We start from the raw sequence: 23,840 nt of genomic DNA, 5'->3' as shown, positions 1-23,840 counted from the left end.
GATTTAATCATGACGGCAAAAGTTGAAAGTTCAGGTACTATTGCATTACCGAACAAAAAACAAAATCGCTGGAAGCTTATGAAAAAGAGTTCTCAATTATATTTGATAATATTGCTTCCTGTGATTTATATTTTAGTGTTTAACTATTACCCAATGTACGGTGCTCAAATCGCATTCAGAGACTATATGCCGACTAAGGGTATCTGGAGTAGCCCGTGGGTCGGATTGGACAATTTCGCAAGGTTTTTTCGCAGGCATGACGCATGGAGGATTATAGGTAATACTCTAAGCCTCAGCGTATATCAATTGATAGCGGGTTTTCCTATTCCTATTATATTAGCCTTGTCGCTAAATAGCACTAAAGACGGTATGTTCAAGAAATCCGTGCAGACCATCACATACGCACCGCATTTTATATCGACCGTTGTAATGGTAGGTATTGTTATGCAATTCTTGTCCCCGCGAATCGGCATTATAAATAAAATCATTGAAATATTGGGAGGCACTCCGACTGATTTTATGGGCAAGTCACAGTATTTCGGTTCTATATATGTGTGGTCTGGAGTTTGGCAGAGTACTGGATGGGGTTCGATTATCTATCTTGCGGCATTGGCCGGGATAGATCCGTCACTGCATGAGGCTGCGATAGTGGATGGCGCCAGCAGATTCCAAAGGATTATTCATATAGATATCCCTGGCATAATGCCAACGGCCATAATATTGCTTATAATGAATGCCGGGCAGATAATGAATATCGGCTTTGAGAAGGTTTTCCTTATGCAAAACCCTCTGAATTTGAGATCCTCGGAGATAATATCCACTTATGTATATAAAATGGGCCTAGCATCATCTGCAGGAGACTTTTCATACTCGACGGCCATAGGATTGTTTAATTCAGTGGTTAATTTTGTATTGATCGTTACAGTAAACCAAATAGCCAAAAGGGTTGGCGAAGTAAGTCTATGGTGAACGGAAAGGAGCGAGATTTATGGGAAAAATCAAGAGAACAAGGGCGGATGTGATATTTAATGCTGTTAACAACACATTTTTAATAATTTGCCTTATCGTGGTGCTTTATCCGCTCATTTATATAGTAAGCGCGTCGTTTAGTTCTCCTCAGGCGGTAACATCCGGCAAGGTATGGCTGTTTCCGGTGGATTTCTCATTAGCAGGGTATAAAGCGGTTTTTGAGAACGACTATATACTTACCGGTTATGGCAATACAATCATTTATACAGTGGTTGGCACGGCGGTCAATCTGGTCATGACTGTATTGGCGGCTTATCCGTTATCGCGGAAGGATTTTTATGGTCGCGATGCGTTTATGTTTCTGTTCGCTTTTACGATGATCTTCAATGGAGGGCTTATACCGACATATTTGTTGGTTAGCCAACTTGGATTGATCAATACAAGGTGGGCATTGATAATCCCCGGAGCTATCAGTGTATGGAATGTGATCATAACCAGAACATATTATCAAAATACCATACCGGATGAGCTCCTTGAAGCGGCTCAATTGGATGGATGCAGCGATATCCAGTTTATATGGAGCGTCGTTTTGCCGCTATCTAAGGCGATAACGGCTGTGTTGGTATTATTCTACGGAGTTGGGCACTGGAATGAGTTCTTCAATGCTTTTATCTATCTTAGCAAAAAGGAACTGTATCCATTGCAGATCGTTTTAAGGGACATTTTGATTATGAATTCCATTGATCCCAACATGGTTGCAGATACGGAGCTCATGGTAGCTAAGCAGGGTCTTGCCGATCTACTTAAATATTCCCTTATCGTCGTAGCTAGTGTGCCCGTATTGTGTATATACCCGTTTGTTCAAAAATATTTTGTCAAAGGCGTTATGATAGGCGCTATTAAAGGTTGACCTATTATGAAGGAGGTGATCTTATTGAATGTTATCATGACATAGGTGCATTATATGGTTAGGGTGTACTATTTAAAGGAAATAAAAATTTGGAGGTATGGAGATTATGAAGAAAGTATTGTCGATAGTTTTATGTATGGCTTTAGCGATAGGCGTAATATTGGTAGGATGTTCTCAGCAACAACCATCGTCCGACGCTGAAACCGAAAACGAAACTTCCGGTGAAAATACCGCAAATACGGGAAGCGATGTCACGGTTTCTCCTGCAGGTACATTTCCTTTGGTTAAGGATAAGATAACATTCAGAATCCTTACCATTCAGAGTCCGATGGTGGAAGATTATAATACCAACAAATTAACCAAGTATATGGAAGATAAGACAAATGTCCATATCGAATGGGACTTGGTGCCGCAAAAAGATGCTATGACTAAGGTAAACCTTGTGCTGGCCAGCAATCAGGATCTCCCAGACATATTTATGGGCATAGAGATGGGAAACGATATGCTGGTGAAATACGGGTCCCAAGGAACATTCGTGGCGCTCAATGACTATATAGATAAATACGGAGTAGAATTTAAGAAGGTTTTGGAGTATCCCGGGTTTGAGAGTCTGCGCCAGGAAATATCCTCAGCTGACGGCAAGATCTACACTTTACCCAAAGTGTCCGATCCCTATAATGTCAGATGGGGCCAAAAGATGTGGATCAACGAAAAATTCCTTTCGGCCGTGGGGATGGATATGCCCAAGACGACAGACGATTTTTACAATGCTTTGAAAGCGTTTAAGGAGAAAGACCCAAATGGTAACGGCAAAGCCGACGAAATACCCCTTGCCGGCGCGATAACCGGTTGGCATACAAATATAGATGGATTTATCATGAACGCGTTTATATATAATGACAGCGCAGGCCGATTTGTCGTGAATAATGGCAAAGTGGACATCGTATATAATAAACCGGAATGGCGGGATGGATTAGCATATATGGCGAAATTATGTGCAGAGGGGCTTTTGGACCCTGTGAGCTTTACGCAGGACAATGCTCAATTGACTCAACTGGCCGATAATCCAGATGCCCCCATATTGGGCGCTGCTCCTGCAGGGACGTCGCTTGGTTTTTCCAATATAGCCAATCAACGCTGGCTTGATTACGCGGCTGTTCCTCCTCTTAAAGGTCCTAAGGGCGTGCAGCTGTCGGGATATTATCTACCGATACCGCAAAACAAGTTTGTAATAACCAAAGCGTGTAAGTACCCTGAAGTAGCATATAGATGGGCGGATTTACTTTACAGTGAGGAAGCTTCCATATGGTCGCGTTGGGGTGAGCCCGGAGTGGATTGGCGGGAACCTAAAGAAGGCGAATTAGGTATAAATGGCAAACCAGCTGTCATAGTGCCTATATTGAAGTGGGGTAGCATACAGAATTCGCACTGGCAATTTGAGAATCCGGGATTCACGCCTGATAGGCTTCAAAGTGGTCAGGCATGGGATGGAGATCCTAATAATCCGGAGAGAAGATGGTATGTCGAGACACAGGAAAAGTATGATGGCTTTGAACCGCCTGTCGATATAATACTTCCGCCGTTGGCATTTACGGCGGATGAGGCTACGGAGTATAATGAACTCAAGGTAACTATAAACGATTATGTTAAGGAGAGTATAGCCAGGTTTGTTACAGGCGATATGAATATAGATAAGGATTGGGAAGATTATATAAGCCAGTTGGACGATCTTGGACTTGCCAGATACCTTGAGCTTACGCAAACAGCCTACGATAGACAGTATGGTAATAAATAGTACCTGCGATTAGGTTGATGACTAAAGGCTTAACATATATGCCGAAGGGCATATATGTTAAGCTGTTATTCTATAACTAAGTAGTCAAATCAAATTTTTTAAATAAAAAGGGAGCGAACAACATGAATGTTACAATAAATCCAGGTAAAATAAACGATATAACCTTTCTGGAGGTATCGGCGGATGATGGCAAGAGCAACAAGCCCATAGTTATAATAGTACATGGCTGGAGCGCCAGGAAAGAGAACATGCTCTTTCATGCTTATCTTTTGGCGCAAAGTGGTTTTTTTGTCATAGCACCTGATGCTTATGGGCATGGAGAAAGGAAAACCGATGCACCCAATAATCCCTTGTCTGCGCTTATGAACGCGGTAACTATAACAGTCAACGATATTAATACATTGATAGACAACTATGTGAATGACGGTAGAGTCGATATAACGCACATAGGCCTTGCCGGAGCTTCGATGGGCGGCATTATCACGTATTCGTACATTATAAAGAAAGATCGCAGGGTAAAAGCGGCTGTTCCGCTTATAAGCACACCGGATATATTAGCGGCGCTTAATTCGCCCAATAAAGAGGCTCTATTTAAAGCTGCTGGGATTAACCCACATGATAACGGCAGCAATTTGGATGAGATATTGAAGATGGCGGAATCCCTCCAGCCCGCTAAGTATTATCAGAATATGAATGGTTTACCTCTTCTTATCTTGAACGGTACGGCAGACCCTCTGATAGATATAGAAGGCGTAAGAAAATTTTATAATTTTATGAAGTCGATTTATTACGATGCTGACACCATCCAGATGATAGAATATCCCGGTGTCGGCCACGCGGTTAATTTCAATATGGTACAGGATATGATACAATGGTTTGAAAGGTATCTTTGATATGGAGGCCTGTATAGTGAGTGATATGGATAAGCGACCTAATATATTAATATTCAATCCAGATCAATTCCGAGCTGATGCGTTGGGGCATCTGGGTAATCCAGCTGCCGTGACGCCGAATTTTGACGAGATGTGCCGAACAGATGGCGTGTCATTCAGCAACGCCTTTTGTCAAAATCCTGTGTGTACTCCCAGCCGCTGTAGCTTTATGAGCGGTTGGTATCCGCATGTACGCGGTCACAGGAGCATGTTTTACATGATGCAGGAAGATGAGCCGGTATTGCTCAAAACCCTTAAAGATGAAGGGTATTTTGTATGGTGGGGCGGCAAAAACGACCTTACGCCGGGGCAGAAATCAATAGAGCCGTATTGCGATGTGCGTTACAAACCGAACCGACCGCTCAAGCCCAATCTGCATATTGAACAAAGCTGGAGAGGACCTGCGGATGGCGATAATTACTATTCGTTTTATGCCGGCAAGCTCAATAAAGGCGATGATGAGGTCTATTATGACGCCGATTGGGCTTGTATATACGGCGCTATAGATTTTATACGCAATACACCTAAGGATCAACCCATATGCATATATTTGCCGCTTCAATATCCTCATCCTCCATATGGCGTGGAAGAACCGTGGTACAGCATGATAGATCGAAATAAAATACCGCCGCGAATACCTACGCCCGACGGTTGGAAAGGCAAGCCGAGCATCCTAAAGGGCATATATGAAAATCAGCATTTGCGGGGATGGAGCGAAGAACGATGGACGGAGATGCGGGCTACATATCTTGGGATGTGTGCACGCGTGGATTATCAATTCGGATTATTGGTCAAAGCCTTGAAAGAAGCCGGCATATATGACGATACGGCTATATTTGCATTCAGCGATCACGGGGATTTTACGGGGGATTACGGATTGGTGGAGAAAAATCAGAATACATTCGAAGATGATCTAACCAATGTACCGTTTATAGTAAAGCCGCCGGTATGGATACCAGTGAAACCGCGCGTAAGCGATGCATTGGTCGAGCTTATAGACTTTCCGGCAACCGTTGAAGAATTGGCAGGCATAAAACCAAAGCATACGCATTTCGGGCGCTCATTGTTACCTATAATAGCAGGAGAAACGGATTGCCACCGAGATGCTGTCTTTTGCGAAGGTGGCCGGCTGCATGGAGAGACACATTGCATGGAATGGGAAGGCGTTAATAAAGGGGCTCCGGAGCAGGGCTTGTATTGGCCTCGTCAGAGCCTGCAGGTCAGCGAAGGCCCTGAGCATACAAAGGCTGTGATGATACGTACTCATCATTATAAATATGTAAGGCGGCTTTATGAGGAAGATGAACTATACGACCTTCAAGAAGACCCCATGGAATTGCATAACCGCATCGGTGATCTCGCGCTTAGCGGTGTATTGACGACCCTGAAAGAGAGAATGCTTACTTTTTATTTAGAAACATGCGATGTAGTGCCGTTTAAAACCGATAGAAGATAGAGGATTTATTAAATCAATGCCGAATATTAATATATAGGATTTTATAGGAGTATGCACTGGAAAGGGTATGCATTATGAAAGCAATAATGGTTATGTTTGATTCGTTAAACCGCCATATGCTGCCGCCGTATGGTTGCGAATGGGTTAAAGCGCGGAACTTTGAGCGTTTGGCGGCTAGTACGGTAACATTTGATAATTGTTATATAGGAAGCGCTCCCTGTATGCCAGCCAGAAGGGAAATTCATACGGGCAGGTATAACTTTCTGCACAGGAGCTGGGGGCCGATTGAACCATTTGACGACTCGATGCCGGAGATCCTGAAAAACAGCGGGGTATATACGCATCTGGTAAGCGACCATTACCACTATTGGGAAGAAGGCGGCTGCACATATCATACGCGGTATAACACGTGGGAGGCCTTTCGAGGGCAAGAAGGAGATCCCTGGAAAGGCGAGGTCAAAGACCCATATATTCCGGAGTCTTTGCCCGGTCAAGGAGGAAAGCTGTGGCGGCAGGATTGGGTAAACAGAAAATATATGCCAAAAGAAGAGGATCAACCTCAGGCTAAAACATTTGCTGCTGGATTGGAATTTATCAGGACGAATTATACTGAGGATAACTGGTTTTTGCAGATAGAGACATTTGACCCGCACGAGCCATACTTTACGCAAAAGAAATATAAGGACCTTTATCCCCATAAATATGATGGCACTCATTTTGATTGGCCGCCATACAGGCGCGTTCAAGAAACGCAGCAACAGGTAGAGCATTGTCGTTATGAATACGCCGCCTTGGTCAGCATGTGCGACGAATACCTGGGTAAAGTGCTGAATATGATGGATGAGCTGGATTTGTGGGATGATACTATGCTCATAGTGAATACCGATCACGGTTTCCTATTGGGGGAACACGGTTGGTGGGCCAAGTGTGCAATGCCTTTTTACAACGAGGTCGCCCATATTCCGCTGTTCATATGGGATCCTCGATGCGGTATAAAAGGTGAGCGGCGCCAAGCCCTTGTGCAAACGATCGATTTAGCGCCCACGTTATTAGACTTCTTTAATGTCAATATTCCTGAAAATATGCAGGGCATAGCATTAAAGGATACAATATCTACCGATGCTAAGATAAGGGAGGCGGCGTTATTCGGCATACACGGAGGCCATGTGAATTGTACCGATGGTAGATATGTCTATATGCGTGCTCCGGTTACCGCTGACAATGAACCGTTGTATGAATACACGCTTATGCCGACGCACATGAGGCATACATTTTACCCCGAAGAGCTACAGGATATACAACTTGCATCGCCATTTGCATTTACCAAAGGCTGCAGGACTATGAAGATAAAAGTGCCGGGTCGTGACCTGAGCAAGGCAGATAAAGAGACGGTGAGCAATATGCTATTTGACTTGGAAAGCGATCCTAAACAGGAGAACCCTATAAATGATCCGGATGTAGAGAAAATGATGATCGAGCATATGGTTGAATTGATGAAAGCCAACGATGCTCCGGCGGAACAATTTGAGCGATTGGGATTGGCATAAGATACGCTTGTCTTTTGGCGGAAAGGGGAGATATTAAGAGTGGTAAATGTGATTGCGGGGTTGAAGGAGGAAAGCTATAAACATCAGTTTGGCGTCGACGATTCTAAAGATAATTCAGCATTGTTTGAGTGCAAGCATATGTCGTTGACAACAGGCAAAAGGGATTGGGCTGCTTTTCAGGTGCTGGTGGCGGCTGATGAGGATATCATGTCAACTGTAGGAGATAGTGCCGCATTTTCGCCTAAAGGCCCATTGGCACAGGTCAGGGTCGCGGTAGAATTAGAGGGTTTCTCGAAGGATGCTGTCGACATGTATCATATAGGATTTGTGGAGGACGATGACCGAGTATATAAGGCCGATATACTGCTTCATGATGAAACGATATACGTTGAAAAAAATAGAGTGCAGCCTATATGGGTGGAAATTGCTGTACCTGAAGATATGCAGCCCGGCATGTATGATGGGAAGGTTAGGATTTATGCCCACAGCATGTTTGATGATGAGGACGAGATCGGCACACTTGATTTTTGTGTGAATGTTAAGGATGTGACCTTACCAGTTAACGGAGATCGCCGTTTTCACCTCGATCTTTGGCAGCATCTGTCAAATATAGCGCGCAAACATGAAACGCCATTGTGGAGCGATGCTCATTTCAGAATTATAGAAGAATATGTGAAGAGCTTGGCCGCATTAGGGCAGAAAGCCATTACTATTATTGTGTCAGAAATACCCTGGTCAGGTCAGCGCTGCTTTAGGACAACCAATTATTTGTCGGATCTATTCGAATACAATATGGCGAAGGTGGAGAAAGACGAAGATGGTCAGTTTTATTATGATTTTTCAATTGTGGATAGGTATATAAATCTATGCTTCAAATATGGTATAGATCGTGAAATAGAGGTATTTGGCCTCACCAATATATGGATAGATGAAGAATACGGGTATGGTTACGTGGCAAAGGATTATCCTGATGCCATAAGGGTGCGGTATTTGGACAAAGATGATGGCTGCTATAAATATATAAAGAATGCTGATGGCATAAAGCAGTATATAAAAGCTGTTGAGGCGTTCTTCATAGATAAGGGTTTAATCGACAGGGTTTTGGTTATGGCTGATGAGCCGGCAGATGTGGAACTATATAAAAAACGGTTGAACACGCTTAGACGTATAGCTCCGATGTTTAAGTATAAAACGGCCATAAACCATGTTGAGTTTATAGACGAGTTCAAGGATGAGGTGCAGGATTTTGTGCCGATATTGCCATGTGTATGCGAGGGCTGGCAAACGTTACAGAGTATTAAGAATGAAATTCAGGGAAGGTTGCTGTGGTATGTCTGCTGCTGGCCGCCGCTACCAAACACATTTATAAGCTCGCCGCTGCTGGAAAGCCGGCTTATGGGATTATTGACGGCCTTTATGGATTTTGATGGCTTTTTGAGGTGGAACTATACCGTATGGCCTCAAAAACCGAGGGAGAGGATTTCATATAGATATCCAAACTGGAAGGCAGGTGATACTAATTTTGTATATCCCGCATGGGATGGAAGGCCATTGCTTACATTGAGGTATAAAAATCTAAAACGGGGCATAGATGATTATGAGCTGATACATATGCTAAAAGCCGTACATCCTGAAGCGGAAACAATACTCGAGACGATATGGGCAAGGATTTTAAGGACTCAGGATATCAAGGATTTTCACCCATCTATGGCCAAAAGTCCACAGGATCTTTATAGCCTGGATTACGATGATTATGCATTTATAAAAGCGTTGCTATTGGATGAGATACAAAACTGTAAATAAGAATAAAAACGGCTGGAAAGATAGCTGCAGCAACGTATATGTAGAGCAATATCTCTATGACCTGGAGGTCGATCCGTATGAACAGCACAATCTTATAGGCGACCTCGCTTATAGCCAGGTATGTGCTGTGATGAATTGGCTGAGATATTAAAACACAGGATGGTTGAGGCAGGTGAAAGGGAACCCGAGATCGTTAAAGCGATAAAACAATAGATGGGGCTTAGATCCTAAACTTGCCATATTATGGATTGAGGTTTTGGTAACTGCGATTCGTAATATAACAAATTCAGCGATGCAAGGATATAAATCTTACTCCCGCTACAGGCTTGACATATATGCTGAGCGGGCTTTTGAAGCGTAGGACCACAGCAATCTTTGATTGCGCAGTGGTCCAGCTTCACAGCCGTAGCGAGGTATATATGTCAAGCCTTGTGCCACGTAATGATTGCGTACTTATAATTCGTTTCGCTTCAGCAAGCTAGCGCCGGCAATTCGCGTCCATGCTCAGTGTCGGCTGGTCGGGCGTCCATGCCCGACCTACGCTTGCTCTGCGCTGCACTCATTGAGTACGCCTACGCAATATTTCAAGGCGTTCTCCGGCTTTATATCATTTGTATCGCTTTGTATCACCCGTTTCAGTTATATATTACGAATCGAAGGTTTTGGTAAATATGTGCTTGACGCATATAATAGAGGGTGTTATAGTATATTCATAATTAAGAAAGAGGTGGGTAGGTATGTATATTGCAGTTTCATCATGGAGTTTAAGAGACCATGTCAACAAGGATTTTTCACTTCCGCAGATGGCTGGCTTTGTTAAGGACAGGTATGGTGTCAACGCCGTAGAGTTGTGCTCTATGCATTTTCGCAATACTGATTCAGCTTATCTAGACGAGATAAAGAGAGAATTACAAGAGGCTCAAGCTTCGGTAGTTAATATGCCGGTAGATACTGGCAATATATCCAATCGCGAAGAACGAAAGCGCAACTTTGATTTAAAAGTGATAAAGTTGTGGATGGATATAGCCGCATACATAGGAAGTCCATCTATCAGGGTTAATACCGGCATGCAGGAACCGCCATATGATCTTTCTATAACGGCGGCTTCCTATAAAGAGCTGGCGGACTATGGAGAGAAAGTAGGTGTAAAGGTGCTATTAGAAAATCATGGTGGATTGTCTGCTGATCCCAATAATATAGTGGGCTTATTTGAACAAGTTAATTCTCCTTATTTTCGTTCGTGCCCTGATTTTGGAAATTTCGCACCGGATATTCGCTATGAAGGATTGCAAAAAATTGCCAAGTATGCTGATATAGCTCATGCCAAAACCTATGATTTTGATGAAAATGGCGAAGTAGCCGAATTTGACTTTAAAAAATGTTTGGATATATTAAAAGAAAGCGGTTTTGACGGTTGCCTGTCAGTGGAGTTCGAAGGCCGCGGTGATCAATATGAGGGCGTTCGAAGAACTATAGAGCTGATAAAAAAATACTGGTGATCGCATATTGAGCAAACATGTAAATATAGCCAGGCGTAAAAAGCTTGGCTATATTTACATGTATTATAAGATGGGAGATAATAATTATGAATAGCATGACTGGCGTTGAGCGCATGGCTAGCATATTGAAACGCAGGCCCGTAGATCGTATAGGACTGTACGAGCACTTCTGGGGGGATACTCAGAAAAAATGGACTGAAGAGGGTCACTTGAAAAACGGAGAGAATCTTGCTGATCATTTCGGCTTTGATATGGATGAATGCTGGCCTTTTAACATGACGGCCGATCTCGATTTTATCCCTGAGGTAGTAGAAGAAACAGAAGAAACTGTATCGATGAGAGATGGGAACGGGGCTCTTTTACGTCATCATAAATTGCATGATACTACCCCGGAACATATTGATTTTATGGTAAAAGACAGGCAAGGATGGGAAGAGCACATAAAACCTTTGCTTAAGCCTGACCGAAGGCGAATAAACTTTGAAGCTTACAGAAAGGCTAAAAAACATGCCGCTGATAAAAACCGCTTTTTTGTATGGTCCGGAGTAAATGTATTCGAACTCATGCATCCGGTGTGCGGACATGAATACATGCTGATGGGCATGGCGTTGGATCCGGAGTGGGTAAAAGATATGGTTAATACATATTCCAATCTGACTGTGCAATTACAGGAAATCCTTTTTTCAGAAGAAGGATATCCAGATGGTATATGGTTTTATGAAGATATGGGCTTTAAGGAACGTCCATTTATGTCACCCGCCATGTATAAAGAAATAATACAACCGGGGCACATAAGGACGTTTCAATTCGCTAAAAGTCATGGGCTTCCTGTAATTATTCATTCGTGTGGCTATGTAGAACCTTTAGTACCAGGATTGTTGGAGGCGGGTATGGACTGCTTGCAGGTTATAGAGGTTAAAGCAGGCATGGATTTATTGCGTTTATATAGAAATTACGGTGATGTATTGTCGTTTATGGGCGGCGTAGATGTAAGAGTATTATATACCAATGATAAAAAGAAGATCGATAGTGAATTGGAAGCAAAAATACCTATAGTTAAAGGGAAATATGGTTATGCACTTCATAGCGATCATTCCATACCTGATACAGTAAATTATGAGACCTATCGCTATTTTGTTGATAGGGGTCTCGAGCTGGGCAAATATTGAGAGTTATTTCAAAGGGGGCAAAATAAAATGCAATTGGTCAATGAATATGATTTGAGCTTTCGCAACGGTGATTCCGGTCCTAAATATTTGTTTCGCGGTCCAAATATAGACTGGGGCGTGCTGCTGCTAAAGCCTGGAGAGACATTGGGAAAGCACTATCATAACCATGTGGAAGAGACATTTTATTTTATGAAAGGCATACCTGTTATAAATGTTAACGATGTGGAGTATCATGTTAAAGAAGGCGATGCTTTTCGCGTTGAGCCGGGCGATACCCATGATATAATCAATGATACTGATGAGTCTGTCAAGTTGGTATTTATAAAGTATCCCTATGCCCCTGAAGATAAAGTGGACTGTTAAGACGAAATATTGGTACTATAACCTTCTGAAAAGCATAGCGGTTATATATGAAACATGTAAAAATATGGAGGATATTAAACAGATGTCACAGTTGACCATAAGGGATGTTCGGGCTATACTTACAGCACCCGAAGGCATACCGTTAGTAGTTGTAAAGATAGAGACATCCGAGCCCGAGATATATGGTTTGGGATGTGCCACGTTCACGCAGCGTTTTTTAACAGTGCGTTCAGCGATTGAGGATTATATGAAACCATTTCTTATAGGCAAGGACCCTCAACGAATAGAAGATGTGTGGCAATCGTCGATGAATAGCGCTTACTGGCGCAATGGCCCTGTGTTAAATAACGCCATATCCGGGGTGGATATGGCGCTCTGGGATATAAAAGGTAAATTGGCAAACATGCCGGTATATCAATTGCTGGGAGGTAAGTGCCGCGAAGCGGCAGCGGTATATAGGCATGCGGATGGTCGCGATGAGGCTGAAGTGGAGGATAACGTCAGGGCATATATGGACCAAGGTTACCGTTATATACGGTGTCAAATGGGCGGATATGGCGGTCGCAGTAAAGATGTGCACAGACCGGATGGAGCGCTGCCCGGAGCTTACTTCGATCCGGATGCTTATGCCCGAAGCGTACCGAGGTTATTTGAATATTTGCGCAGCAAAGTGGGCTTCGACGTAGAGCTTTTGCATGATGTGCATGAACGTGTGTCGCCTATAGAGGCTGTTCGATTGGCTAAAAATCTAGAGCCGTATCGTTTATTTTTCTTAGAAGATGCGCTGCCGCCGGAGCAGGTGCAGTGGTTTGAGATGATGCGTCATCAGACCTCCACACCTATAGCTATGGGCGAATTATTCAATAATCCTCAGGAATGGGTGCCGCTTATATCTCATCGCCTCATAGATTTTATAAGGGTTCATATAAGCCAGATAGGTGGCATAACGCCGGCAAAAAAGTTAGCTGCTTTATGCGAGGCGTTCGGAGTACGCACGGCCTGGCATGGACCGGGAGACGTATCGCCCGTAGGCCATGCAGCAAATGTGCATCTAGATGTGAGCTTACCGAACTTTGGCGTACAGGAATGGAGCGGTATATCCGACAAGCTGCTCGAGGTATTCCCGGGTTGTCCAGAAGTAAGGAACGGTTATGTATACCCTAATGACAAGCCGGGTCTTGGGATAGATATAGATGAGAATCTGGCAGCCAAATATCCATGTTCCACTGAATTACCTCAGTGGACCCTGGCACGTACACCGGACGGTACATCGGTGCGGCCATAGAAACGCATCGCTTGGAGCATAGGAGCTGTTTCTGCATAACATCAAAAACAGCTCCTATATTCATGTTTTTATATGAAGGTTTGCCGCCCCTCTATTAATGCTTGCATCATTGGAAGATTCAATCCGCCGTCTACCCTTAAGGTAATGCCGGTTATATAATCGGCCTCATCTGATGCCAACCATACCGCGGCTTGAGCTATATCTTTGACATGCCCTGTTCTTCTCATAGGTATGGATTTTTCTATTAATTCAATAAAAGCTTTATGTTCGTTCTTTTGCTCATCATTGAGCGTTAAGCCGGGAGCTATTGCATTAACGCGAATTCCATGAGGCGCCAGCTCATAGGCCATGCTCTCGGTGGCCATGGGTGAACTACATCGCCAATAAATTGGCGAGCTTCGGATTCCCGATGAAACTATATCCATCCCATCGGTACATCTCCGGCGTGTCCAACGCCACTACTGCTGGGTTGGGTTTGCCAACCCTACACAGATACTTCTTCAGTATATTGTACGCTCCAACACAATCAGCGTTGTAGGCCTTACTGTCTACCACATATAAGCCCCTGTATTTACGATTGCTCTTTTGGGCGCTCGCTTCTGATACCTCTGTTGCATATGGGCTGCACTGGCTGGTGTAGCTCTCTTCTTGTTTGTCAATAAATATGCCTCTGTCAGCAGCTTTGTATGTAAGCAGCTCCTCTACTTTCTTAAACGGCCATTTGTGAACTTTCTGATTGTTAACTTTACCCATGTCTTTATCATCTCGAATATGCGATAAATCACCAATAATAATGGCAGTCACCCCTTCTTGCTCAGCAAAGTCTATAACCTGTTTGGTGGCTGTATGCAGAAGATGATGGACCTGCTTTTTGCGTTTTGTATATAACTGTTGTATCCGCCTGCTGCTCTTTTTGTGCTTTGCCCCAGACGCTGCTTGCTGCGCATATGTTATCGACTGATGGTGTGCTATCTCTTTGTCGAAGTAGCGGTTTATGCTCAATAATTGCCTACCCGATATGATCATGCTTTTGCCTGTGGACGTATAGCATGTCATAAGGTTGTTAACTCCCAAATCGATGGCCATGTATATTGCGTTATCTTGTTGATATTGGGTTGCTGGCAAATCGACGATAATATTAATCTTATATTTGTTACTCCTGGGTATGGGTATTATCTCGATGACTTTTGCTTTGCCAGTAAAGTTTTTATATCTATCAGGTATTTGTATGTACAGAAAGTCTGTGTCCAGAACGTATTTTTGTTTCATATACAACTTCTGCTGTTTTGGTACTGTAAGCCTGATAACTCCGTCTGATATAACAAACCCTTTGTTCAGGTACCGTATATTGAAGTTGCTATGCTTATATTTAGGCGGCCTTGGATTTTCTATACCGCCGGTCTTTTTCAGCTTGTAAAACGAGCTCCAAGCTTCGTCCAGCTGTTTGAGCACTTCCTGAGCTGTTTGCGATGGCAGGTTTTTGTACCAAAAGCTTTCCTTTAGCCTCGCTTTTTGTTCATACCAGTCCGGATAGGGATTGCCGCTTTCTTTCGTCCAGGTAATTCGCTCGTAATTTGCCACATTCCAAAGCTTTGATGAGGCATATGTCAGAGCGCTTAATATAATGCATTGTTCTTTATTGGGATTTAACTCGAATTGTATAACCCTCTGCTTTGTATCGGGTTCATTTTTCTTTAATCTCACTATTTCACCCCCTTGTATTTTGGTGTTCGATATATTTTTTGATTGCATCTTCGGATATTGAACCTATGGTCTCTATATAAAACGACGAGTTCCATAAATGCCCTTTCCACAGTTATTGCGCAAGATGCGGGAATTGCATCAGTGTTCTTCTTGCGCTAATGCCCTTGAGCATCTTAACAATATAGGAAGGCGCAACTTGGGGATGTGCTGAAGCAAATACATGGACATGATCAGGCATTACCTCCATAGCAGCTATGGAGAATCCCTTTTCATTGCCTATTTTTGTAAACTGATCTTTAAGGAATTCCTGTATATCTTCAGTTAAAACAGGCTTTCTATATTTAACCGACCATACAATATGATAATTAACGTTATATACGCATGTTCTGGCATAAATTAAGTTATTCTTATCCATGCATATACTATAGCACAGATATCGCGTAAATACAAGTGTTCATATAGTTTATCGTATCCATATAGTATCCAATATAATTAAAAAGCGGCTCTCATCTCTCCAATTTATTATGGAATATATGAGCCAAGCCGGCATGTTCATAAACGAGATACGAGCAGTGGGAGGTGGAGCGAAATCTCCAAAAGGTCTTCAGCTTAAAGCTGATATAGTAAAACACAATATATGTACATTACAAATAAGGGAAGCTGCGTGTTTAGGCGCTGCCATACTGGCCGGTACCGCATGTGGAGCGTATAGGTCGGTAGACGAAGGGGTGGAACGTACGGTAGCAATAAACGAGGTATATATGCCAAATTATAGGGCTTGCAATATTTATGACAAAAGGTATAATATCTATAAAGATCTATACCATACATTGAAGAGTATAAATCGACAATTATAAAAGGAGAGAAAATGCCTCTAGATATCGATTCGATTACGGCGGAAAGTATACCTCATAATTGTTTGGTCAGATTACAGTCCGTATATGACTCGCTTAAAAATGCCGAAAAAAAAGCTGCCGATCTGCTGTTGAAACAGCCTGATTTCATATCCCACGCTACCATAACAGAAGCGGCGCAACGCGCGGGATGCAGCGAAGCGACATTAGTGCGACTGTCTAAGAAGCTTGGTTATGCCGGTTATCCGGAGCTTAAAGCTCATTTACTTCAAACAGAAAGCTCAGACCCGGTACATCTGTATGAGAATATAGAAGTAAACGATGATGACAGCACCATAGTATCGAAGGTTTTCCAATCGTCGATACAGGCCTTAACAGATACGCTAAATGTATTGGACAAAAAGCAATATGGTTTGGCTGTAGAGGCTTTATGCAACGCGCAAAAGATCATGTTATGCGGAACCGGAGACGCCGCCGCTGTGGCACAGTCCGGATATCAAAAATTTTACAGAGCTGGCCTTAATGTGCATGTGTCAGCCGATCCCGATGTCCAGCTTATAGCGGCTTCGCAGCTGGCTAGAGGCGATGTGTTTATAGCGATATCTCATTCGGGGAGAACTAAAACTGTTGTGGATGCGGCAAAATATGCTAAAATATCCCAAGCTACTATAATATGTATAACCAATTATCCCATATCACCGCTGGCCAAAAACGCTGACATAGTGCTGCAGACCGCTGCTTTCGCGGAATATGTGAAAGGAGAGGTTATGTCCAAGCGCTTGGCAGAACTGTGTGTGCTGGAAAGCTTATATGTGAATATTTTGCTCAGGCAAAGCGATAAGCTGGGATATAATCTCGATAAGGCCAATCTAGCAGTTGAAATAAATAAATTATGAATATGAGGAGGAATTGATCGTGAGCAAAATTCAAATTGCACCTACCAAAGATTATTTTATAATGAACGATAAGCCTTTCTTCTATCTGGCGGATACGGTTTGGAGCGTTTTTACCAATGCTACGTTGGAAGAATGGGGCAAGTATTTGGATTATAGGAAAACTCAGGGTTTTAATGCGCTGCAAATCGATATTTTACCTCAGTGGGATGCCAGTCAATCCGATATAGGAGTGAAGCCATTTGAATTGGACGAGAATGGTCAATGGGATTTTTTCAAGCCGAATGGAGAGTATTTCGGCAGGGCTCAATCCATGATAGAAATGGCAGTTGAACGTGGATTTATGCCCGCCCTAGTGGTGCTATGGTGTAACTATGTGCCGGATACATGGGCCTCCAAATTCAATCCGGCGCATATCATGCCCGCAGATGCCGTAAAGCCATATGTCGAACATATAGTGTATGTATTTGACCGTTACGATCCGGTATATATTGTAAGCGGCGATACCGATTTGGATTCTGATACGGCGTGTTGGTATTATGCAACAGCGCTTGATACCATAAAAGCGTTAAGCCAGAATGCATTGACCACCATGCACTTGGGTGGAGGGAAGGTAATAACCGATGCATTTGCAAATAACCCGAATCTGGACTTTTATATGTATCAGTCCAGCCATATGCTGGAGAGCCAGGATCTAGCATATAAATTGGCCGAACAATTCTATGCCAAAGAAATAAAACGCCCTATAGTCAACGGGGAACCATGTTACGAGGGCCATGCTCATGGAAACCGGTACGGCAGATTTTCACCCTTTGAAGTGCGCAGAGCTGTATGGCAGAGCTTGCTATCCGGCGCTAAAGCAGGCGTTACTTATGGCGCACATGGTATATGGTCATGGCATAAGAAAGGCAAATCGTTCGGTAGCGAGGGTTTTTCTGGGACGCCTTTTGATTGGGAGACGGCTTTGCGCTTCCCAGGGGCATGGGATATAGCTTTTGCTAAACAGATTTTTGAAATATATGAGCTGTTCGATTTAAGCCCAAGACAAGAAGCTATATTGAACGATACACACGAGATAAGAATGTCGGCTTCTTCCAATAAAGTTGTTATATATGCGCCATATAATGTAGATATAAGGATAGCAATGAATTTGGAAGGGTATGATTGGACGCTAATAGAGCTTTATACCAGGAAGTTTGCTAAACCGAATGTAGAAGTTCGAGACGATATATCTGTTATAAAGATGCACGATTTTAACTCGGATGCTCTGTTTATAGGAGTGAAATAATATATTTATCGTCCGAGGGCTACCTGCTATGCAAGGGTTCTCGGACACAATATGCAAAGAAGTTCTATAGGGGGTAATTATGCAATGCCAAGCGTACATCGCTTGTCTGTTTTTTGGAAAGTATTGTTGGTGTTTATATTGCTGATATTTCCAATGTATATGTCCGGCGTGTACGTTGTTATGAAGGGGCAAAGCAGCGTGAGGGATGAGCTGCTGAAAGCTGCGGAATCCAAAGGTAAGTTTTATATATCATCTTTAGAATCTCAATTGTATAATGCTATGCGCCTTCAGCTCAATGTGCTCAACGATGCGGACATAGCCACGCTTAACAGGTCGGAAACCTCTATATCGCCGGTTGATAGAGTTATAATGTTAAACCGTGTCAGGGATACGCTGAGAAATGTTGCGAATATGAACGACTATATAGAAGAAATAACGGTGTATTTACCATCGCAAAACATAAAAGTGACAACGCAAACAATCATGCCTATCGACATGAATGAATACAACATATTTCTAAAAAATACCGTTGTCGAAAATTTGCCTTTTTGTAATATAGATGGATGTTATTATATTAATATGACACCGGAGTTTTACAGCCAAACTATGCCTTATAGATCTGACAATATGCTGTTGGTAAGCGCGCGTATATCACAAAAGGCTATTAGTTCCAGTATGGTCAGTATAGCGGGCGTAGAAGGAGGTGGCTCATTGCTGATAAGCGATGGCCGAGGATTGGATATATCATCGGGTGATGTAAAAGATGCATTAAGGGATGCGGTCGCTGCTTGGCCATTTGATGGAGATATCGCCCGTGAGGTTGATATAAACGACACAGGATATCAAATCTTTTTTAGCCCGTCACAATTTTTGCACAGCGCTCTTGTTATATATATGCCGGAGAGTGGATTTATGCAAACGCTTAAATCTTTTAGCGGCTGGATATGGATTATATCTGCCTTGACGGTGCTTCTGGTTATGGTGTTTAGTGTATGGATAAGGGGCATGATAGCTAAGCCGTTGGAGAAACTTATAGCTGCGCTTAGGCAGGTTGAGGACGGAGTCATCGATGTTCAAGTGGATTATGGGAAAAATGATGAATTCGGTTATATTTATAAGCAATTCAATCATTTGGTTGGCCAATTGAAAGAATTGATAAGCGACGTCTACAGAAAGGAATTGATGTTAAAAGATGCAGAGTTTAAGCAATTACAGTATCAAATAAACCCACATTTTCTGTATAACAGCTTATTGGTTGCAAAAGGCTTGATAGAATTTGGATATAATGATGCTGCCGTTCAACTGACAGGGCATTTGAGCGGCTATTATCAATATATTACAAAGGCTTTGCCGGGAGACGTGAAATTAGAACAGGAAATCGAGCATATAAGAAATTATACTGAGGTACAAAATATACGTTTTCAGGGACGGATCAAGTGTGAGATCCAGGAAGCGGATGAATGTATTAAAAATATTCGGGTTCCCAGGCTAATACTCCAGCCTATAGTGGAAAATGCTTATAAGCATGGTTTAAAAAATAAATTAAACGGCGGTTTGCTACGTGTATCATTTTGTAAAGAGCAGAATTATGTGCATATAACTATTGAAGACAACGGCGAAGAGCTGACCGATCAAGTACTGGATGAGATGCGTTATGAACTATCTCAGCCTGAATGTATAGAAGTAGCAGGTACTGGAATAAAGAATGTAAACGATAGGCTGCGTATACGCTTTGGCCGGGACAGCGGCGTTAAAGTGGGCAGAAGCGTTCTCGGAGGACTTAAAGCTGATATTGTTATTTATACAGGAGATGAACAAACGGTATGTACAACTTGCTGATAGTAGATGACGAGGCTATAATAGCCGATTATATAGCTGACATCTTTATAAATTCGGATATGCTAGGTGAGAGTTTGCTGAATGTTATGAAATCGACATCGGCGTTCGAAGCTTTAGATGTAATGAGAAATAGAAATGTAGATATAGTGCTGAGCGATGTAAGTATGCCAGGTATGAACGGCATAGACCTTTTAAGGAAGATAAAAGAGCTTTGGCCTGATACTAAAGTGGTTTTGATGTCCGGTTACGATGAATTTGAATACATCCAGGCTGCAATGCGATATGATAGCATAGACTATGTGCTGAAAGCCGAGGGCGAAGAGCAATTTATAGTCTCTGTGAAAAAAGCCGTGAACGCTTTGGATGACGAGATAAAAAACAGCGAGATTGTTCGACGTGCGGCTCAAAACTTAAAGCTGATTAAATCTGTGTTTATCGAAAACCTTTTAACGGATATTCTGGATGGTCATCAATATGAAGAAAATGAACTATTATCGCGTTTTTCAGAGGTAGAAATTCCGCTTAGCCCTGCAAAGCCGGTTTTTATTATAATAGGTAAGCCTGCTTCTAGCAGTACCACTGTTATATCCCATGATAAATTATACAAAACCAAGATTTTGATAGAAGAGTACTTTAAGGAGAGCATGTGTTGCACGTCATTGCTTTATGAGAGAAGGCTTTTATGGCTTTTGCAGCCATTGGAAGAAGATGTGTCTGTCTGGAACCAATCCATAACCAAGCTTATCGGCAGGTTGGATAGCATACAGAAGATGTGCGCGGAAATGCTGGACATAAATATATCGTTTTCAGTTGCTCAATATCCGGTTCAATGGCATGATCTGGCACATGCATTCAGAGAATTAGATATCTCTATGGCTGCAAGTCCATTTATCGATAATAGCGTTATAACGATCAGTCAAATTTGCAGTGAAAGCAATTGTAATGATAAAGAAGCTATAAGCAAGGCGTATTTGGCTATTAAAAGAATAGCGTCGCTTGAAGTGCATCTATCCGATGGAAATCGCGGCGAATTTTTTAATATGTTTGATGATATTATGGCGGCGTTAAAAAAGCTTCCGCCAGGATATAACAGCATAAAACAGCAAGCCATTTTCAGCCTTACATCTCACTTTTTATCGGTTATAAACAAAATGAATAATGCCGACGGTGACTTGATTTTAAAAGTTCCTTCGGAAGCTCAAAGCTGGGATGAAGTAGAATCATATTTTTCGGATATAGCCGATAAATTGTTCAAGAAAAAAGAGGAAAGCGGCTGTGCGGGCACAAATGAAATACTGGATTTTGTAAATAATTATGCAACGGAACACATAGATGAGGATCTATCTCTTAGCCGTTTTGCAGAGATGCTCCACTATCACCCGTTCTATTTATCCAGGTTATTTAAACAGATTACAGGAATGACATTTTCCAATTATATTGCCGAAATTAAAATGAATAGGGCAAAGGAGATGCTGATGCGTAATGAAATCAAGATTGCAGACATCGCTTTGACTCTTGGATTCGATAACGCTTCATATTTTACGCGTTTTTTCAAAAGGCACATGAATATGTCTCCTCAGGAGTATAGAAGCGGTGTTCAAGCATTGACATAGCATAAAAGGGCGGGTTAACGACCCGCTTTTTTAATGTTATAAAAGTGAAAGTAAAGGTTATTAAAGTTAATGGATATACTGCCCCGGGCATATTACAATATATTTGTTGTTATAAACAAACAGAAAGAGGAGGAGTAAATACATGGGAAAGAAATGGATTGCCTGGTCTTTAGCTCTGGTATTGCTTTTGAGCTTTACACTTGTCGGGTGTATGCCTGAGGGCGCTGATGAAAGCGATAAACAGCAGCCCGAGCAAAGCGAGACGGCGGATGCGGGAACAACAGAAGGTGATACGCAAGTAGATCCATTCGGCAAGTATCCAGAGCCGATCGAGATCACGGCGTGCAGGGTTAAGACATCATGGATGGGCTTTGATGAGGGAAAGGATGAAAACAACAATTGGTGGAGTGAAACATATCTGGATCAACTCAATATAAAACTTAATGTAGTATGGACGGCTCCCAACTGGGGAGAACCTTTGGAAACCAAGATAACAACGTGCATAGCCACCGATGATTTGCCCGATCTTATGCCTGTGTATGGTTCGTTAGCGCAGAGAATATCTATGGCCGGCAAGGCTATGGATGTAAAGGACGTGGTAGATAAATGGGCGTCGCCGCTGGTGAAGGAGTATCTAAATTATGCGGACGGTCGTGCTCTTACGAGTGCCATGTATGATGGTAAAATGATAGGCATACCTAACCCGGGCGCTTTGGACGGTACTTATAATGTGGTATGGTATAGAAGTGACTGGCTTAAAAAGCTGAATTTGCAGCCGCCTAAATCATTGGAGGATATAGAAAATATAGCCCGTGCTTTTAGAGACAATGATCCGGATGGCAACGGTAAAAAAGATACTTATGGTATAGCGGCTGATAAAAATTTCGGCGGTTTGAAATTTGTAAAAGGTATGTTTGGAGCGCGTGATGGCTGGATAGAAAAGGATGGCAAGCTGGAATACGGGCTAATACAGCCGGAGATTAAACCCGCTTTAGCTAGGATGCATGAATGGTATAAAGAGGGGATACTGGCGAGGGACTTCGCTACTAAAGATCCAAACAATGAATTGCAGGCAGACATAGCTGCAGGCAAAGTGGGTTTAATGCTCGATGGCACGCATTTGCCGAACGGAGGAGCGGGCAGGGCATTGAAGAAAAATAATCCCGACGCCGATGTAGAGTGGTCACTGATACCCACGGCGAACGATCCAAATCAGCCTGCCAAGCAATATGCGACCAGCAGGGCCAATGACTTCAACGTGATAAGCTATAAATGCAAACATCCGGAAGCCATCATGAAGATGATAAATCTTAAAACGGCTATATTCGAGCCTGAAAACAAGCCCGACTTCTTAAAGGATGTTACGAGCGCTGTATGGGATACCTCTCCCGGCGGCAATATGGAATTCTGGAATGCTGTCGTGAGCTTTGATAATATAGGCAAAAATTACAAGGTGGCCGAAATGGTCAATAAAGAGATAGCCGAAGGCGGCGATGGCTCGGATCTTCCTGTAGATGCTAAGACTATGTTCGAGCAGATGAATAGTTGGATAAAAGAAGGCACCAAGTCGCCCAACTTCGATGTCAACTGGGCCATGTATAAGCTGTTTAATGCTGAGAATGGCTCGGATCTCATAACGCATAAGATGGCTACCGCAGAACCCGATAAATATTGGTATTATGATGCTTTCGGCGGCCTCGACACGCCGGCTATGGCTAAGTATGGCAGCGATATAGCTACAAAATCTCAGGAGTACTTTATAAAAGCCGTTATGGAAGGCAATGTGGATGAGAACTTCGATGCCTGGGTCAAATACTTCCATAATAACGGCGGAGATCTTATGACGCAAGAAGCCAACGAATGGTATCAGAAAAGCAAAAATCAGTAGGATGGTACAGGGGGAGCACATGCTTCCCCTTAT

Annotated in this window: 20 protein-coding genes and 1 pseudogene; 18 read left to right on the top strand and 3 right to left on the bottom strand. The window is 42.7% G+C overall.

From position 1 onward, the window contains the following. The first annotated feature begins 9 nt into the window (after window positions 1-9). The 12 genes from MAHAU_RS09100 (at window position 10) to MAHAU_RS09050 (ending at window position 13,728) form a co-directional block, all read left to right on the top strand. Complete coding sequence (locus MAHAU_RS09100; protein WP_013781433.1) at window positions 10-969, top strand: ABC transporter permease; 960 nt, start codon at window positions 10-12, stop codon at window positions 967-969. Window positions 970-988: 19 nt separating this feature from the next. Further along, window positions 989-1,879, top strand: a complete 891-nt coding sequence (locus MAHAU_RS09095; RefSeq protein ID WP_013781432.1) for a carbohydrate ABC transporter permease — start codon at window positions 989-991, stop codon at window positions 1,877-1,879. Window positions 1,880-1,985: 106 nt separating this feature from the next. Beyond that, window positions 1,986-3,674 carry an extracellular solute-binding protein gene (locus tag MAHAU_RS09090; RefSeq protein WP_013781431.1) on the top strand — a complete coding sequence of 563 codons (1,689 nt, stop codon included), beginning with the start codon at window positions 1,986-1,988 and terminating at the stop codon, window positions 3,672-3,674. A gap of 122 nt (window positions 3,675-3,796) precedes the next feature. Then, window positions 3,797-4,567 carry an alpha/beta hydrolase family protein gene (locus MAHAU_RS09085; protein ID WP_013781430.1) on the top strand — a complete coding sequence of 257 codons (771 nt, stop codon included), beginning with the start codon at window positions 3,797-3,799 and terminating at the stop codon, window positions 4,565-4,567. Between the two features lie 25 nt (window positions 4,568-4,592). Further along, window positions 4,593-6,062 carry a sulfatase family protein gene (locus tag MAHAU_RS09080; protein ID WP_041644530.1) on the top strand — a complete coding sequence of 490 codons (1,470 nt, stop codon included), beginning with the start codon at window positions 4,593-4,595 and terminating at the stop codon, window positions 6,060-6,062. A gap of 74 nt (window positions 6,063-6,136) precedes the next feature. After that, window positions 6,137-7,609 (top strand): sulfatase family protein, encoded by a 1,473-nt coding sequence (locus MAHAU_RS09075; RefSeq protein WP_013781428.1) that lies wholly within the window; start codon window positions 6,137-6,139, stop codon window positions 7,607-7,609. A 39-nt stretch (window positions 7,610-7,648) separates the two neighbouring features. Continuing rightward, on the top strand, window positions 7,649-9,412 hold the full coding sequence (locus MAHAU_RS09070; protein WP_013781427.1) for a DUF4091 domain-containing protein: 1,764 nt from the start codon (window positions 7,649-7,651) through the stop codon (window positions 9,410-9,412). After that, a complete protein-coding gene (locus tag MAHAU_RS15765) occupies window positions 9,390-9,563 on the top strand; it encodes a hypothetical protein (RefSeq protein WP_171804977.1) in 174 nt (57 codons plus the stop codon). Before MAHAU_RS09070 ends, MAHAU_RS15765 begins: the two co-directional genes overlap by 23 nt. A 586-nt stretch (window positions 9,564-10,149) precedes the next feature. After that, window positions 10,150-10,911, top strand: coding sequence for a sugar phosphate isomerase/epimerase family protein (locus tag MAHAU_RS09065; RefSeq protein WP_013781426.1), 762 nt, complete (start codon window positions 10,150-10,152; stop codon window positions 10,909-10,911). 86 nt (window positions 10,912-10,997) lie between these two features. Then, window positions 10,998-12,080 (top strand): uroporphyrinogen decarboxylase family protein, encoded by a 1,083-nt coding sequence (locus MAHAU_RS09060; RefSeq protein ID WP_013781425.1) that lies wholly within the window; start codon window positions 10,998-11,000, stop codon window positions 12,078-12,080. Window positions 12,081-12,107: 27 nt separating this feature from the next. Then, the gene (locus MAHAU_RS09055; protein ID WP_013781424.1) at window positions 12,108-12,443 is read left to right on the top strand and encodes a cupin domain-containing protein; all 336 of its coding nucleotides are present in this window, start codon (window positions 12,108-12,110) and stop codon (window positions 12,441-12,443) included. 82 nt (window positions 12,444-12,525) lie between these two features. Continuing rightward, window positions 12,526-13,728, top strand: coding sequence for an enolase C-terminal domain-like protein (locus MAHAU_RS09050; protein WP_013781423.1), 1,203 nt, complete (start codon window positions 12,526-12,528; stop codon window positions 13,726-13,728). A 68-nt stretch (window positions 13,729-13,796) separates the two neighbouring features. Here MAHAU_RS09050 and MAHAU_RS09045 read toward each other — a convergent pair whose 3' ends face one another. The 3 genes and pseudogenes from MAHAU_RS09045 to tnpA all read right to left on the bottom strand — a co-directional run bounded on the left by MAHAU_RS09045 (window position 13,797) and on the right by tnpA (window position 15,847). Next, window positions 13,797-14,093 (bottom strand): SDR family oxidoreductase, encoded by a 297-nt coding sequence (locus MAHAU_RS09045; protein WP_041644037.1) that lies wholly within the window; start codon window positions 14,091-14,093, stop codon window positions 13,797-13,799. A 7-nt stretch (window positions 14,094-14,100) separates the two neighbouring features. Then, a complete protein-coding gene (locus tag MAHAU_RS09040; protein ID WP_049783356.1) occupies window positions 14,101-15,432 on the bottom strand; it encodes an RNA-guided endonuclease InsQ/TnpB family protein in 1,332 nt (443 codons plus the stop codon). 4 nt (window positions 15,433-15,436) lie between these two features. Then, window positions 15,437-15,847 (bottom strand): annotated as a pseudogene (gene tnpA / locus MAHAU_RS09035) (IS200/IS605 family transposase). Window positions 15,848-15,956: 109 nt separating this feature from the next. Between tnpA and MAHAU_RS09030 the strand changes: the two are divergent. From MAHAU_RS09030 to MAHAU_RS09005, 6 genes are all read left to right on the top strand, one after another. Next, on the top strand, window positions 15,957-16,289 hold the full coding sequence (locus MAHAU_RS09030) for an FGGY-family carbohydrate kinase (protein ID WP_041644035.1): 333 nt from the start codon (window positions 15,957-15,959) through the stop codon (window positions 16,287-16,289). Between the two features lie 11 nt (window positions 16,290-16,300). Beyond that, on the top strand, window positions 16,301-17,182 hold the full coding sequence (locus MAHAU_RS09025) for a MurR/RpiR family transcriptional regulator (protein WP_013781421.1): 882 nt from the start codon (window positions 16,301-16,303) through the stop codon (window positions 17,180-17,182). A 19-nt stretch (window positions 17,183-17,201) separates the two neighbouring features. Further along, entirely contained in the window at window positions 17,202-18,467 is a 1,266-nt protein-coding gene (locus MAHAU_RS09020) for a glycoside hydrolase family 140 protein (protein WP_013781420.1), read from the top strand. Window positions 18,468-18,551: 84 nt separating this feature from the next. Beyond that, window positions 18,552-20,306: a sensor histidine kinase gene (locus tag MAHAU_RS09015; protein ID WP_013781419.1), complete on the top strand. Its 1,755-nt coding sequence runs from the start codon at window positions 18,552-18,554 to the stop codon at window positions 20,304-20,306. Then, on the top strand, window positions 20,291-21,919 hold the full coding sequence (locus MAHAU_RS09010; RefSeq protein WP_013781418.1) for a response regulator transcription factor: 1,629 nt from the start codon (window positions 20,291-20,293) through the stop codon (window positions 21,917-21,919). Before MAHAU_RS09015 ends, MAHAU_RS09010 begins: the two co-directional genes overlap by 16 nt. 142 nt (window positions 21,920-22,061) lie before the next feature. Then, window positions 22,062-23,807 carry a type 2 periplasmic-binding domain-containing protein gene (locus MAHAU_RS09005; protein WP_013781417.1) on the top strand — a complete coding sequence of 582 codons (1,746 nt, stop codon included), beginning with the start codon at window positions 22,062-22,064 and terminating at the stop codon, window positions 23,805-23,807. Window positions 23,808-23,840 lie beyond the last annotated feature (33 nt).

The sequence above is a fragment of the Mahella australiensis 50-1 BON genome (assembly GCF_000213255.1).
Lineage (GTDB): Bacteria > Bacillota > Clostridia > Mahellales > Mahellaceae > Mahella > Mahella australiensis.
The sequence above is the reverse complement of the archived record's forward strand: the minus strand, read 5'-3'. Positions and strand labels throughout refer to the sequence as shown.

Coding starts and splice junctions, on each gene's coding strand:
- MAHAU_RS09100 (WP_013781433.1), top strand. CDS start 10: ATGACGGCAAAAGTTGAAAGTTCAGGTACTATTGCATTACCGAACAAA.
- MAHAU_RS09055 (WP_013781424.1), top strand. CDS start 12,108: ATGCAATTGGTCAATGAATATGATTTGAGCTTTCGCAACGGTGATTCC.
- MAHAU_RS09025 (WP_013781421.1), top strand. CDS start 16,301: ATGCCTCTAGATATCGATTCGATTACGGCGGAAAGTATACCTCATAAT.
- MAHAU_RS09095 (WP_013781432.1), top strand. CDS start 989: ATGGGAAAAATCAAGAGAACAAGGGCGGATGTGATATTTAATGCTGTT.
- MAHAU_RS09030 (WP_041644035.1), top strand. CDS start 15,957: ATGGAATATATGAGCCAAGCCGGCATGTTCATAAACGAGATACGAGCA.
- MAHAU_RS15765 (WP_171804977.1), top strand. CDS start 9,390: ATGAGATACAAAACTGTAAATAAGAATAAAAACGGCTGGAAAGATAGC.
- MAHAU_RS09080 (WP_041644530.1), top strand. CDS start 4,593: ATGGATAAGCGACCTAATATATTAATATTCAATCCAGATCAATTCCGA.
- MAHAU_RS09005 (WP_013781417.1), top strand. CDS start 22,062: ATGGGAAAGAAATGGATTGCCTGGTCTTTAGCTCTGGTATTGCTTTTG.
- MAHAU_RS09075 (WP_013781428.1), top strand. CDS start 6,137: ATGAAAGCAATAATGGTTATGTTTGATTCGTTAAACCGCCATATGCTG.
- MAHAU_RS09060 (WP_013781425.1), top strand. CDS start 10,998: ATGAATAGCATGACTGGCGTTGAGCGCATGGCTAGCATATTGAAACGC.
- MAHAU_RS09050 (WP_013781423.1), top strand. CDS start 12,526: ATGTCACAGTTGACCATAAGGGATGTTCGGGCTATACTTACAGCACCC.
- MAHAU_RS09065 (WP_013781426.1), top strand. CDS start 10,150: ATGTATATTGCAGTTTCATCATGGAGTTTAAGAGACCATGTCAACAAG.
- MAHAU_RS09085 (WP_013781430.1), top strand. CDS start 3,797: ATGAATGTTACAATAAATCCAGGTAAAATAAACGATATAACCTTTCTG.
- MAHAU_RS09090 (WP_013781431.1), top strand. CDS start 1,986: ATGAAGAAAGTATTGTCGATAGTTTTATGTATGGCTTTAGCGATAGGC.
- MAHAU_RS09045 (WP_041644037.1), bottom strand. CDS start 14,093: ATGGCCACCGAGAGCATGGCCTATGAGCTGGCGCCTCATGGAATTCGC.
- MAHAU_RS09010 (WP_013781418.1), top strand. CDS start 20,291: ATGTACAACTTGCTGATAGTAGATGACGAGGCTATAATAGCCGATTAT.
- MAHAU_RS09015 (WP_013781419.1), top strand. CDS start 18,552: ATGCCAAGCGTACATCGCTTGTCTGTTTTTTGGAAAGTATTGTTGGTG.